The organism is Streptomyces anulatus, assembly GCF_000721175.1.
Lineage (GTDB): Bacteria > Actinomycetota > Actinomycetes > Streptomycetales > Streptomycetaceae > Streptomyces > Streptomyces anulatus_C.
This window is the reverse complement of the sequence record NZ_JOEZ01000004.1, coordinates 1-13,762: the sequence shown is the minus strand read 5'-3', so window position 1 is coordinate 13,762 and position 13,762 is coordinate 1. Positions and strand designations below refer to the sequence as shown.

Genomic DNA, 13,762 nt, shown 5'->3' with positions numbered 1-13,762 from the left:
CAGCAGGTCACAATGGGAGTGGTCTCGACGGCGTCCGGCTACTGGGGGAGTGTCTTTGTCCATCGACCGCCTGCAGCCCATCAGTCCCGCAGCGCTGGCCGCCCGGACACCCCGAGTCCAGATCCCGCCCTCCCGCGCCGACGCCTCGGTCGAGAGCACGTCCTTGGCCCTGATGGACGCGGACGCCTTCCGCAGCACGCTTCAACGCGTCGTCGCCCAAGGCACATCCGCTGCTGCGATCGCGTCCGAAGCCACCCGTCGCATCGCCCGGGGCCACCTCGACGTCGCCGCCCTGCGGACCGTGCTGTTCGACACGGCCGGAACAGACGTCTGGCCGCCCGTACAGCAGGCCGCCATCACCGCCGTCGCCGCCAACCCGGCTCTGGCGCCGAGCATCATCTCCATGCACGCCCAACTGCTGCGCACCCCCTCCGCGACCGTCCGGGAGGGACAGGGGGATGACGGCCAGCCGTTCTTCGTCGCACAGGCCACCTTCGCCCCAGCTGGCCGTGACATCACCGGCAGCGCCCAGCGGGCCCGCACCCGTAAGGCGGCGCGGCAGCAGGCCATGACCACCCTCATCGCCGCGCTCGCCAACCTGCCGGACCCCTTTGCCGATCGCGCGGTACTCGAGTGGAATTGGGACACGCCCGCCGCCCAGCCCCAGGCGCCCGCTCCAGCGGTCGAAGCCAACCCCGTGTCGGCCTTGAACGAGTTCCACCAGGCCGGCCACATCACCCGGCCCGACTACCGGCCCCCCACACCGGCGCCCACCGGCTTCACGGCCACGGTCACCGCCGTCCACCGCGGTCGGCAGCTCACCGGCGAAGGAGCCGGCCCCACCAAGCGGCAGGCTCGGGCCGAAGCAGCCGACCGGCTCCTCCAGGCCCTGCAGAACGCCCTCGGCGCCGACGCCGAGCCCCCGGCTGCGACCGAAGCGGCGGCGGCCGCGCCCGTCCAACCCGCGCTCCCCATGCCGCCCGCGCCGACAGAGAACCAGGAGCCGCCGCGCGCCCTCCCCGCCGGCCCAACTGATCTGTTTGTGGCCACAGGCCTTCTCGAGCAGGCCCTCGCCGACGGCGCCGCCCTGACCCTGCTGCCCTCGCGCCACCCCGGTCGGACCGCATGGATGCTGTTCCAGCCCGACGGCGCACCCTTGCTCGCTGCCGGCCACCTGCCTCCGCCGCTTCAGCCGGTCGCCCGCGACCTTGTCCTCGCCAGCTCCGGCGGCATCATGCCGCGCCGCGCCACCGTGACGGGCATCGCGGTCCCCGTCGGCCTCGCTCTGCCCGCACTGCTCGCCCCCCGCGAAGGCGAGCACCCCTCCGTCACCGGATGGCGAGCAGGCCTTCGCCTGGCCGTGGAGTGCGTGGCCCAGCAGCGCGTCTATCCCGCCCTGACCGCCGACGGCCAGGGCTGCTGGCGCATCGGTCCGATCACCGATCCGCTGCGCACCGCCGTCACCGAGGCCGCTGCCCGCATGGCCCCCGAGGGGCACTGCCTCCTCGCCGGCCACAGCCCCCTGCGCGTCCCGGCGCCCGGGCACGCCCTCTGGCCCCTGCTCGACGCCGTCGCCGACGCGATGGTCCGAACCCCTGGTACCGCCCCCCTCCTGGGCCCCGGCCCGTTCACCAGCACCCCGGCCCCCGACACCGAGCCCAGCGCAGAGCTGTGGGCCTGGGCCGACGCGATCGAGGACGCCGCCGACCCCTGCCCCGCTGCCCGCCTCACGGTGCGCATCAAGGAACCCGAGAACACCGAGCACGCCCCCACTGCCCAGGCCGTCCTGCTCCTGGCCACCGACGATCACGACGAACCCGTGCCGGCGAGCAGCATCTGGGACGGTCACTCCACCCATCCCACCCTGACCCCCGCCGTGCTGCCCGGCGTACGCCGCGCGCTGCGCCGCGGCGCCCGCCACTTCCCGCCGCTCGGCGACCTCGCCGGACAGGAACGCCCCCGCCGCCTCACTCTGTCCGCGGTGGACCTGGCCCGCCTCCACGACCACGCCGTCGCCCCGCTCGCCACGGCCGGCATCACCGTCCACTGGCCGCCCGCGCTCCTCGGCGCCCTCACCGCCACCGCGGTCATCGGCCGACGCCACGACGCCGCCGACGAGTTCACCGCCGGCAGCGGCTTCCTCGCCCTGGACCGCCTGGTGGACTGCCGCTGGCACATCAGCATCGACGGCGAACCGCTGACCGAGGACGAGATGACTGCCCTCGCCGACGCCGCCTGGCCGCTGATCCGCATGCGCGGGCGCTGGCTGCTCATCGACCCCGACACCGCCCGCCGCGCCCGCCACCGTGACCTGGCGCCGCTGCCCTCGCTCGACGCGCTCGCCGCCGCCCTGTCCGGCACCCTCACCCTCGAAGGCGAGACCCTCGACGTCCGAGCCGCCGGCACGCTGGCCACTCTCGTCGACGCCCTGCGCCAGGCCCCCGACGACCCCCGCCCCGTACCGCCGCCGGCCAGCCTGAACGCGAACCTGCGCCACTACCAGCAGCGGGCCCTGACCTGGCTCGCCCACACCCTCGACCTAGGCTTCGGCGCGCTCCTCGCCGACGACATGGGCCTGGGCAAGACGCTGACGACCATCGCCTTGCACCTCCACCGCGCCGAAACGGCCGGCGAAGCCGCCGGCCCGACCCTCGTGGTCTGCCCGGCCTCCCTCATCACGAACTGGCAGCGCGAGATCGCCCGCTTCGCCCCGGACACCACCGCCCTCCGGTACCACGGCACCGGCCGCACCCTCGACACCGATGCGCTCGACCACACCACGGTCGTCATCACCACCTACGGCACCCTGCGCCGCGACCCCGCCCTCACCGCCACCCACTGGGGCCTGGTCGTCGCCGACGAGGCCCAGCACATCAAGAACCCGGCCTCCGCCACCGCCAAGGCGCTACGCGACGTCCCCGCCCGGTCCCGGCTCGCGGTCACCGGCACCCCCGTCGAGAACAACCTGACCGAGCTGTGGGCTATCCTCGACTGGACCAACCCCGGCCTCTTCGGCACCCGTTCCGCCTTCCGCGCCCGCTACGGCGCCGTCGAGAAAGACCCGGGCGCGCCCGCCGCCGCGGGGCTTGCCCGGCTTGTCGCCCCGTTCATGCTGCGCCGACGAAAGACCGACCCCGGCATCGCCCCCGAGCTGCCCGGCAAGGTCCACCACCACCGCATCGTCGCGCTCACGGACGAGCAGACCGGCCTGTACGAGGCGATCGTCCGCGACACCATGCACAAGATCACCACCAGCAGCGGGATCGAACGCCGCGGCCTGGTCCTGAAGCTGCTCCAGGCCCTGCGTCAGATCTGCAACACCCCCACCCTCTATCTCAAGGAACCCCTCCACGACGCCGAGCCGGCCGGCTTCGCCCGCCGCTCGGGCAAGCTCGCCGCCCTCGACGACCTCATGGCGACCCTTGCCGACCGGGGCGAAGCCGCCCTCGTCTTCACCGGATACGTCCAGATGGGACGCATCCTCGAGCACCACCTGCGCGCCCGCGGCCGCTCCGTCCGCTTCCTCCACGGCGGCACCCCGCCGGCCCGCCGCCAGGAGCTCGTCGACGCCTTCCAGCACGACCCCGACCCCGCCCCGGTGTTCATCCTGTCCGTCAAGGCGGCCGGCACCGGCCTGACCCTCACCCGGGCCGAGCACGTCATCCACTACGACCGGCCCTGGAACCCCGCCGTCGAGGACCAGGCCACCGACCGCGCCCACCGCATCGGACAGCACCGCACCGTCCAGGTCCACCACCTGATCACCGAGGGCACCGTCGAGGACCACATCAACGAGCTCCTCGCCCGCAAGCGCGCCCTGACCGAGGCCGTCCTCGCCTCCGGCGAAGGCGCCCTCACCGAACTCGACGACACCGAACTCACCGCCCTCGTCACCCTGGGAACCCGATGACCGGCACCGCCCGATTCCTCGCGCCCCTGGCCGGAGCGTGGAAACAGGCCTTCCACCTCGCCACCAACGGCTCCGGCTCCTACGGAAAGGGCCTCAACCTCGCCCGCAACGGCGCGGTCGCCCAGATCCAGACCCAGCCCGGCAGGATCGGTGCCCCCGTCGCCGCGAAGAAGGCCACCCACCAGGCCGCGATCCACCTGCCCGAGCTGACCGCCGCCCAATGGGACACCCTGGCCGCCCGGCTTGCCGACGACCCCCAGGCCGTCGCCGACCTCGTCGCCAACCGGATCCCCGCCACGATCGCCGACTCCGGCCACGCCGGCGGCATCTCCATCGTCCCGCCGGCCGACGGCATCACCTTCTCCTGCTCCTGCCCCGCCGGCCGGGCCCACCGTGTGTGCGACCACAGCGCAGCCCTCGGCCACGCCGTCGCTGAACGCCTCGCCGCCACCCCTTCCCTGCTGCTCGGCGCCCGCGGCATGACCGCCCGCGCCCTCGCCGCCCACGTACGCGACCTCGTCGACGGCGCCGACCCCGGCCCCCTCCCCGCCGACACCAACGGCACCGTGCGCGCCGCCCAGCTCTACGCGCTGGCCGCCCATCGCCCCCCACAGCCCCCGCCAGCCCTCGACCTCGATGCTGTCAGCACCCTCACCTGGAGCGACGCACCCCTCCTCGGGCCCCGAACCCAGGATCTGACCCGCATGACCGCCGATGCCGCCGCCCGTGCCCGGAGCCTCCTGGCCGGCACCGCCGCTGCGCCCCACGACGAGTTGGCCGACATCCTCCGGATCCTCGCCAGCCCCGACGGCGCGGACCATCTGGCGGCCGCCCAGCACGCCACCGGCATCCCCGAAGCCACCCTGCGGGCGATGATGATCGGCTACCGCCACGGCGGCCCGGCCGGCGCCCACGCCACTCTCGCCGCCACCCCAGCAACCACCAATGCCCTCGAGCGGGCACGAGAGGCCGTCCACGTCTCCCGCGCTGTCGGCCTCGGAACCATCACCATCGACGCCAGTACGCTCACCGACACGACCGCCGGAGTCCAGATCCGCCCCGGCCCCGACGGCCGCTGGTACCCCTTCACCCTCTGGCGCGCCAACGAGTGGCGCCCCGCACCCGGAGCCTGCGACGATCCCGCAGAGGCCTTCCGCGCCGCACGACGCGCCCGCGCCGCACGACCACTCAGGCGATAGCCCCACCGGCGACCTGACCAGAACGTCACCGAGCCCGAAAGACCCACCGCATGCCGGGATCCGCAGACCGGCGTACGCGTCTACCAGTTTATTGTCGACCGGCTCGACGACCGGCGCCGCGAGCAGTACCCCGCCGGCCGCGAGGAATACGAGGCCGACTGGAGCGCCGCCCACGATCTCGAGAAAGACTTCGCCGAGGCCGTCCATGCCGACGACCTCGCCACAGCTGAGCAGCTCCTCGAGGAGCTCACCGACATGGCAGCTCCGTGGTGCGACCACCCTCACCACCCGGCCAATCAGGCCCGTGACGGGCACCAGGCCGACCCGACGATCCCGGGTACACGATCGTGAGGCGGCAGTTCGTCCTTCCAGGCGGCGTGGTCGCCTTGATGGTGGCGCTCACGCCGACCGTGATCAGCACCCGCAGTACGCCATGGGCCGTGGGATGGGCCGCCATCCTTCTCGGAGCCGTCCTCCTGCTGATGCTGCTCGCCCTGGTAGAGCACCTCACTTCACCAGACCGACCCGAACCCCACGACGCCCCAGAATCTGGACCCCTCTGACCCGTCGTCATCGTCCTGGGTAAAGGCGGCTATCAGGTTTCTGACAGAGACGCACGACCATGGGCGTTGTGCCAGCCGGCTGCCGCCGGATCCGAAGCCGGGGAATCCGGAATCTGCAGATGCCCCGTCAGAACGGCTGAGATCATGGCAAGAGGGTCAGTGCATGATCAAGGCACAGCAGTGGGGGCGGCGATGGACGAGAAGAAGACGGTGCGCGCGGTCGCGATCGACTACAAGGCAGTCCTGCACGGGCCCGGGCGCGCGCACGAGGGGATCGCTGAACTGCTGCGGTGGCTCGATCAACGCGACGTGGCGTGGGTGCTGCTGACCAACGACCCGATGGACGCCAAATCGGCCCTTGCCGCGGCCGGCCTTCCCGAACCGGCCCTGCATCTGTGCCGCGACGACATCCCGGACAAGGCGAAGCGCGGCAACAAGGCCTGGCTGGAGGCGGTCGCGGACAGACTCGGCCTCCGCATGAACCAGCTCATCCTCATCGGGACCTCGCAGTTCGACTGGTACACAGGCATCCACGCCGGCGTCGTCCACATCCACGCCCGCTGGGCCAGCCGCCTGGGAGCGAAGATCACCTCGCTGATGTCCGACGAGCCCGCCGACGTCATCGAACTCCTGAAGTACTTCCTGCTGCACGAGCCCCGCTGGGCGTTCCGTCTCGATGACGAGGACCGCGCCTTCGCGATCCGCTCGATGCTGCCCTTCAACGCGCGGTTCCCCCGCGGCGGCGGCCGGACCTTCACGATCAAGGACATCTTCACCTACGAGAACACCGTCAAGGTCGGTGACGAGGACGCGCGTGATGTCCTGATGCTGCACCTTCTGTGTGCGGCCTACCTCGACGGTGCGCTGCCTGGTCAGAGCTTCTTCTGCGTGTACCCCAGCAGCACGCCGGCCAAGGGCAACCCGCAGCTCGCTGGCTTCCTGGACCGCGCAAAGGTCAGGACGGGCTCCTCCTACAAGGAGGACCTTCTCGAGCGTGTCGCCCAGGCCCCGGACACCAGCCTGGAGCGGTACAAGAGGAGCATCAATCAGTCGACGGGCCGGGACATCTCCATCGCCGCCCAGGCCCGCACCGTACGAGTCAACCCGGCCTACAAGAAGAAGATCATCGGCAAGACGGTGATCGTCTTCGACGACTTCACCACCGAGGGCAAGTCCCTGGAATGGGCCCGAACCCTCCTCAGCGAGGCCGGAGCAGCACGGGTCATCGCACTGACCATCGGAAAGTACCCCTCGCGCCACACCGTCTACCAGCTACGTTCCGGCGTCACGATCGATCCCTTCACCACCAACGACATCACCCTGACACACTTCCAGACGACGACGGGCCCTGGAGGAGCGGAGGAAGGGCCGTCGGTGGTCCTGACGACGGCCATGGAGCACTTCGCCGCCGCTGCGGAGGGTGCCGTCGAACCCCAGGCCCCTGAGGCGGCCCCTGACCGGATGGCTCACCCGGCGCCCCGCCCGGTTCCTGTCGGCACCCGCTCTCCGATGACCGCCTACAAGATCGCCCGACAGCGGCACCTCGCGGACATGCTCACCCACCTCCAACAGCATGCGTACCCCCTCGTCTGGCGCGGCGAGTACCTCGTGCCGACCGGGGAGACGACGACTACCGCTTTGTGGCGGATCGCCCTGCCAGGGCAGGTCGAGCAGTGGTACGACACCAGCGAGGCTGAACGCCTGGTCAGCGGCATCTGCCTGGCCGTAGGGATCATCTGGGAACCGGTCGCGGCGCCCGGCGGAGCCACCCAGCTCGCCGAAGCCCTCGCCCGTATGGAACAGCGGCGACAGGCCTGAGGAACCGGCCCGACGGCCCCCCTTCCTGTCCGTCCGGGGGCTCCGTACGCCATGATGGAAGTGGCCCGAGAACCTCGCTTCATCCTTCGAACATCCCGGGGCCACGAGTAGAAGGACACCCTGATGGACCTCGATATCACCGCTGACCAGCACGATCTGCTGACCCTGTGCGCGCTGCGCGCCGGCGATGCCACCCTCGACTGGAGCCTGCTCGCCCGCGGAGCCCAGAGCCCCGATGGCCTGGCCGCGCTCATGGACGGACAGCTGCACGAGGACTCGCGTGCCGCGACCAAGAACCGCCCCCTGCTGCAGCAGGCCCTGGCCGCCGGCCTGGACGACGCCCGTGCCCGCGTCGACGACGAACTCGCCGCCGCCGACAAGGCCGGCGCACGCCTGGTCACCGTCCTGGACAAGGACTACCCGGCGAACCTGCGCGTGATCGGCAACCTGCCGCCGTTCCTCTTCTACCGCGGCGAACTCGATCAGCGCGACGCCCGCTCCATCGCCATCGTCGGCACCCGCCAGGCCTCCGAGGACGGGCTGCGCCGGGCGGCACGGATGGCCCGCGAGCTCGTCGAGCACGACGTCGTGATCGCCAGCGGTCTCGCCAAGGGCATTGACGCTGCCGCCCATCAGGCAACGCTCACCGCGGGCGGCCGGACCTTCGCCGTCATGGGCACCGGCGTCGCCGCCCCGATCTACCCGGCCGAGAACCGTCCGCTCGCGAAGGCGATCCTCAGCGCTGGGGGAGCGCTGCTGAGCCAGTTCTGGCCCACGAGCCCCCCGGCGAAGTACACCTTCCCCCGCCGCAACGTCGTCACGTCCGGCACCACGCTGGGCAGCGTCGTCATCGAGGCCTCGAGCACGTCAGGCGCGAAGATGCAGGCCCGCCTGGCCGCCGAGCACGGCAAGCTCGTCTTCCTGATCCGTTCCCTCGCCGACACACAGCCCTGGGCCAAGAAGATGCTGGACGGGGGCCGGGCGGTCCTGGTCACCGCCTCCAGCGACATCACCGACCGCCTCGGCCAGGCAGCGGACATCCAGGCCGCAGGACAGCAGCGCCAGCAGCTCGCCCTGGCCGGCCTGTGACGGCCGGTCTCCCCAATCCAGCAGGCTTTCCCAACTGTCCGGTATGCGCGTACCGCATCACCGGCACCGCCCGCCTGTGCTCCGACTGCGCCGGCCGCATTCTCCAGCCGGTCGCCGAACCCCACTGCCCCGTCTGCTCCCAGGCCGTCGCGCCCGGCAGGCAGTGCAGTAATCGGGTGTGTGCGCTCCCGGAAGCCGAGCGGGGGTTCTCCCGCGTCGACGCGGTGGCCATGTACTCCGGAGCCCTTCGCGACAAGATCCACACGCTGAAGTACGAGGGCCGGGCCGGCTGGGCGATGATCTTCGGCCGGCTCCTCGTCGGCTGGATGGAGAGCCACCCCGAGGCGATGAACGGCGTCGACTACGTCGTCGGCAACCCCACCCACGTCGGCCGCCAGCCCATCCAGCACATCGAGGCGATCATGGACGCCGCCTACACAGAGGACGTGACCAGGGCCTTCCCGCTCAGCCCGCCGGGCGCGCACCGGCTGGTGAAGCATGCCGAGACGGCCCGGTCCGCGAACCGCACCCTGGAGGAGAAGCGCGCGGCCGCGACCGCGCATGCCGCCGCCCTGACCTGGACCGGGGACATCAGCGACATCAAATCGGCCACGATCCTGCTCGTCGACGACGTGTTCACCAGCGGATCGCAGCTCCAGCACGTCGCGCTCCGGCTCCGGGCGACCGGAGCCGCCGACGTCCGAGGGCTCGTTCTCGCCCGGGTCCCCTGGAGCGGGTGACGCCGACCGGGACACCGGGACTGGGCCTGTCGGCTGGCTCCGGCCGGTCGGTCAGTGCCGGACGCTTCGCGTCGAACTCACGCGGCGTGCCCAGGACGGTGATCATGTGGAGGCTGAGGCGCCTCAAGGAAATCCGAGGGGAGCAGCCCGGCGCCACCGTCACCAGCCCGGGCCGGTGACGCCGTGATCGGGGCGTCCGCGTCGGGAATCACGACGATCCCGCCGACGTGGTCAGTGACCCAAGCCGGAGGAGTCCGGCCTTCCAGGACGTCGCGTACGTAGTCGGGGACCTCCGCCCGCAGCCCGCGGAGCATATGCGCGAGGTACGGCACGGAGAAATGCCCATAGTCGTTGGGGACATTCTCGAAAAGGGCGCCGGTGACCGGGGCGGCGCGTTCCATGACCGCCGCGCCCGCGAACTGGCCGTGTCTGATCCGCTGAACAGGCCGGAGAAGTTCCTTTGCCACCCTGCGAGATCCTCGCTGCGGTTGCCGCAGGAAGCGCTCGAGGTCCTGGTCCAGTCCGCGCGCGAGGGGCACGATCGGCGCGTCCAGGCCGTCGGGGCTGGCGATGTCTTCGACTGGAACGGCGTCGTGGAAGGCGCTCACGCCCGCGTTCTTGGCGTCCAGGCCGACCGCGTTCTCCGCCACCAGAGCGGAGACAGTGGACACACCGACCCGGTCGCGCTCCTTGCACGGAACGTCGTCATGAGTGCGGTCGCAGGCCAGAGTCGATCGGTACTGGGCGCCCCCGCAGTACAAGACGTACGCGGCGGGGACATGGAAGCGGTTCGCCGCCTTGATCAGCTTCGAGAGCTGCGTCTGGTCGTCGCCGCGCGTCTTGTAGCTGAAGTCGATGCTCCAGCGCTTGCCGTGCAACTTCAGGATCTTCGCCTGGACCAGGAGCCCGTAGCAGGTGCCGTCCCGGTCCACCCACCACCACAGCCAGTCGGCTCCGTTCTCCTTCTCCTCGTCGGCTGCGAACTCGACGAACCGGATGCGTGGGGAAGCGGTGGACAGGAGCACCTGGGTCGCCGTCACCTCACGGAACATCCCGCCGGCTTCCAGCATCCCCGCCATCAGACGATCCACTGCCGTCCGGCCCTGCCGGAGCGCCTCATGAGGGCTGGTCTCATGCCCGGAGAAGTGACTCAACGCGGCTGCCCTTCTGCGGCTTGGCCATGGCTTCCTCATCATCCCCCGGCACCAGGTCCGTCGTGGCCGATCCGGCGTCCTCGTGACCGCCTCCCGGGCCAGACTGCGTTCGATCCGCGCCGGGCCCCGCCACGCGAATAGGTTCCGCGATACATGCGATAAGCGACGGGATGGCGCGGTACGTTGGCAAGCAGTCCTCCCGGACGTCGCGTCCCCCCGTGCGCGGCGTCCGGGGGCACACCGCCGGATCCTGTCGATAATCGGCCGCCGCCTGTCTGATAGCGGCAAGCCGCCAGCCACGCGTTCACCGCCATTCGGGCGTAGCGCGCTACTTGCTCTTCGGCAGCAGCACACGCAGGCGTGGGTAGCGGGCGAGCAGCCGGGCCAGGTGGGTGCTGAGGCGGCCCGGCTTGAGGGCGGCAGCGACGTGGGAAAGCCAGAAGTCCTCCACGGTGCGCCTGGCGTGCGTCAGGGCGTCCTGGGACGGCGTGGTCTCGTCGTGGTCGGGGAGGTGCCGGCCGTAGACGGGAATCACCTCGATGCTGGCGGCACGCAGCGCGCACAGGCGGTGCTGGCCGTTGGTCAGATTCTGCTGGCCGGTGTCCCACCAGATGTGGCCCCCTCCGATGAGGGAGCGAAACCAGGCGCGGTCGCGCTCGCTCAGGTGCGTGGCGCGGTAGAGCCGGTCCTGTTCGTCGCTGTCGGGTTCGGCGCGGGCGAAGGCGAACACGGCCGCGGTGATCGCCTCCCAGTTGTCGGCCTGGTGGTAGGGGCAGGCGGCGAAGTCCTGATCGCCGAGCCGGGCGAACAGCTCGGCGTGGGCGGTTTTGCTGTGACCTTTGGGGTAGGTGGCGGCCAGGGCCTTCGCCCGCTCACCGTAGGGACACTTGAACAGGCCATGCGGCCAGGGAAGCTGGGAGGCGGCGACGGGGCGGATGCCGGTGACGCCGTCCAGGTGCAGAGCCCGCTGGGCGGGGCTGCTGAACCTGCTGGGGTACAGAGCGGCCTCCGAACTTGGCGGCTCCGGCCGTAGACGGGCATCGGCGTGGAGCTGCTCGGTGAGGTCGGGTTCGGTGACCCCGGCCAGTTCGTAGAAGGGACCCTCGTGCCAGGCTTCGTCCTCGTCGGAGCGGCGACGCTCCGGGTTGGGCTGGACCAGGACGGTCACCGGAACCTCGGGCAGTACGAGGATGCCGGACAGGCCGTGGACCGAGGCGAGGGTAAGGCGGCCGCGCGCCCAGGCAGGATCGTTCAGCACAGCGTCGAGGGCATCACCGGCGAGGTGGCCGATCCATTCGACACGGTGGAATCCTTCGTCGATACGCATGTCCCACTTCGGGTGCCGCAGGGCATGGATCTGAAGGTAGTCACCAACCATGACCAGGTGGGCCGGCTTGTCGAACACGGCTGCCCGCTGCCGCGGCGGCTGCGGCTCGGACGCGGCGGCCGGCGCCACGAGATCGGGGCCGTGGATGGTGTTGCGAAAGGGGTGTGGTCCGGCGGCCAAGCGGCTTCCGGTGAACAGGGGTTCTTGGGTCTCTGGCCACCAGGGATGGGCGGAATCCCAGCGGGCCCGACCGCTGTCGACCTCGCCGAGGGTCCACTGATCACCCTCGCGCAACATGACCGGGCCCGGCATGCCGTGACAGAACACGACCGCGATCTGCCGGGCTGCCCGGGTACGCACCTGGGTGGAGTCCGGAGCCAGGAATCCGGTGTCGGCGATGATCTCCACCCGCTCGATCCGGGCGAACCCCTCGCCGTCCGGCACGCCGTCGACGGCCATCCGTTCCCCTCTCTGTCAGCCTTGGGTGAGACGTCCCGCGGCCGGCGGCCTGGAGCCTGCTCCCCGCACCCGCGGGGATGGTCCCGCCGCGAACCAGCGGCGGATCGCTGAGGCGTACGCTTACGCCGCACCGTGCGGGCCGAAACCCCGGTGCCCCCCGTTTCCGTCAGCTCCTTGGCCTTGGCCTTCTCCCGCTCGGCCAGGGAGTGGCACGTGGGGTCGAACCCGGGGCAGGGCCGCGCGTTGGGCGCGGCGTCGGACGGCAGCCCGGTGAGCACCTCATGGATGTGTAACTCCCACCACAGCGCCCGCTCCACGGACGCATCACCGGAGCCGGGGCCGTGCGCCGCCCGCCGGTACCGACCACCGGCTCCAGCACGACGAAGCCGGGGCTGAACAATAGCGCCAGCACATCCGACTCGTGCTTGTGGCCGCATCCGTCCGTGAGCGTGACCTGCCGCCCGCGCACGGCCGTGATCGTGTACGCGGCACCATTCCAGCGGACCTGGTCACCGACCGTCAGCCGGTCGGGCCACAGCCGTCCTTCCACCCCTTGACTCCGAACCCTTGACCTTGACTCCGAGCACGACAAGAGCAGCCCACTCCGACCTCGCTCTCGTACGCTATGACGAGGGGCATCCTGCCCGACCTCGTACGCACGGAACACCCTCGGACCGGCCGGGGACATTCTCCGCGCTCCGCTCAGCACACTCCGAAGCGCCGCAGGCGAAGCGCCGGGTCGGGGAGCCCCGCGACCCGGCCGAGTCGGTCGACGTACGGGTTTACGGAGCGGCGCAGTTCGCCCAGGGCCTCCACGAACGCCGTGTACTCCTCCCACTCCGCCGGGGCGTGGCCGGGGTGCGCTCGCTCGTACGCGGCCAGGCGCGGATGCCACACAGACAGGAACGGGCGAAGGCCACGGGTGAGGATGGCCATGGCCAGCCAGTGGACGGGCACGCCACCCGCCGGGGCGGCGGGTCGGCCATCGACTGGTCCCGGTACATGGCGAAGAGGGAGTTGAGGGTGTTCCGCGGCGTGCAGCCGCCGTCAGCGTCGAGTCGTCGCCCGATGCGTGGTGCGGCCTGGAAGAACATCAGGGTCGCGGCCTCCCGGGCCCTCGCGTCCGACGTGATCGTGAATTCGCCCTCGGGAAGCGTGATATGGGCCCTGTGCGCGTGTGGGTGCCTCACCATGGGAACGTACCCGACCCGGCTCGGTGGACACCGACGAAAAGGGGAGGTTCTTGATGGTATCCCGCGTGGGGGTGTAGGCGATGATGCTTGAGTAGTGCGCCGGTGTGCGCCGGCTGGTGGTGCCTGCTCTCTGCGCAGGGGACGGGCACCGTGCAACTTTCCCCAATAAAAGCCCAGTTCACCGAGCGGAGGAGGCTGCAGTAGTCCCGTCCTAGTACTCCAGCCGTAGATCGTGATCATGTTGGCCCGCCGCCTGCTCGGTTGTAGTGGTTTGCTTGGGAGCGGTCCTGGTGGGAGTGGCTGTGCCGCT

At 71.0% G+C, this 13,762-nt stretch carries 8 protein-coding genes; 5 read left to right on the top strand and 3 right to left on the bottom strand.

The features are described 5' to 3' along the window. The first annotated feature begins 172 nt into the window (after nucleotides 1-172). From IG90_RS0105345 to IG90_RS45575, 5 genes are all read left to right on the top strand, one after another. Nucleotides 173-3,910, top strand: coding sequence for an SNF2-related protein (locus IG90_RS0105345; RefSeq protein WP_078585215.1), 3,738 nt, complete (start codon nucleotides 173-175; stop codon nucleotides 3,908-3,910). Then, nucleotides 3,907-5,109, top strand: a complete 1,203-nt coding sequence (locus IG90_RS0105340; RefSeq protein WP_030578307.1) for a hypothetical protein — start codon at nucleotides 3,907-3,909, stop codon at nucleotides 5,107-5,109. The genes IG90_RS0105345 and IG90_RS0105340 overlap by 4 nt, the downstream gene beginning before the upstream one ends. Nucleotides 5,110-5,864: 755 nt before the next feature. Next, a complete protein-coding gene (locus IG90_RS0105335; protein ID WP_030578304.1) occupies nucleotides 5,865-7,490 on the top strand; it encodes a hypothetical protein in 1,626 nt (541 codons plus the stop codon). Between the two features lie 123 nt (nucleotides 7,491-7,613). Then, entirely contained in the window at nucleotides 7,614-8,579 is a 966-nt protein-coding gene (locus tag IG90_RS0105330; protein WP_030382687.1) for a DNA-processing protein DprA, read from the top strand. 176 nt (nucleotides 8,580-8,755) lie between these two features. Next, entirely contained in the window at nucleotides 8,756-9,319 is a 564-nt protein-coding gene (locus tag IG90_RS45575; RefSeq protein WP_233435907.1) for a ComF family protein, read from the top strand. A gap of 77 nt (nucleotides 9,320-9,396) precedes the next feature. Here IG90_RS45575 and IG90_RS0105320 read toward each other — a convergent pair whose 3' ends face one another. The 3 genes from IG90_RS0105320 to IG90_RS43320 all read right to left on the bottom strand — a co-directional run bounded on the left by IG90_RS0105320 (nucleotide 9,397) and on the right by IG90_RS43320 (nucleotide 13,195). Then, nucleotides 9,397-10,398, bottom strand: coding sequence for a hypothetical protein (locus IG90_RS0105320; protein ID WP_030578298.1), 1,002 nt, complete (start codon nucleotides 10,396-10,398; stop codon nucleotides 9,397-9,399). A 403-nt stretch (nucleotides 10,399-10,801) separates the two neighbouring features. Beyond that, complete coding sequence (locus tag IG90_RS45570; protein ID WP_233435906.1) at nucleotides 10,802-12,259, bottom strand: hypothetical protein; 1,458 nt, start codon at nucleotides 12,257-12,259, stop codon at nucleotides 10,802-10,804. Nucleotides 12,260-12,961: 702 nt separating this feature from the next. After that, entirely contained in the window at nucleotides 12,962-13,195 is a 234-nt protein-coding gene (locus IG90_RS43320) for a hypothetical protein (RefSeq protein ID WP_124288609.1), read from the bottom strand. Between the last annotated feature and the right edge of the window lie 567 nt (nucleotides 13,196-13,762).

Coding starts and splice junctions, on each gene's coding strand:
- IG90_RS0105345 (WP_078585215.1), top strand. CDS start 173: ATGGACGCGGACGCCTTCCGCAGCACGCTTCAACGCGTCGTCGCCCAA.
- IG90_RS0105340 (WP_030578307.1), top strand. CDS start 3,907: ATGACCGGCACCGCCCGATTCCTCGCGCCCCTGGCCGGAGCGTGGAAA.
- IG90_RS0105335 (WP_030578304.1), top strand. CDS start 5,865: ATGGACGAGAAGAAGACGGTGCGCGCGGTCGCGATCGACTACAAGGCA.
- IG90_RS0105330 (WP_030382687.1), top strand. CDS start 7,614: ATGGACCTCGATATCACCGCTGACCAGCACGATCTGCTGACCCTGTGC.
- IG90_RS0105320 (WP_030578298.1), bottom strand. CDS start 10,398: ATGGCGGGGATGCTGGAAGCCGGCGGGATGTTCCGTGAGGTGACGGCG.
- IG90_RS45570 (WP_233435906.1), bottom strand. CDS start 12,259: ATGGCCGTCGACGGCGTGCCGGACGGCGAGGGGTTCGCCCGGATCGAG.
- IG90_RS43320 (WP_124288609.1), bottom strand. CDS start 13,195: ATGGCCATCCTCACCCGTGGCCTTCGCCCGTTCCTGTCTGTGTGGCAT.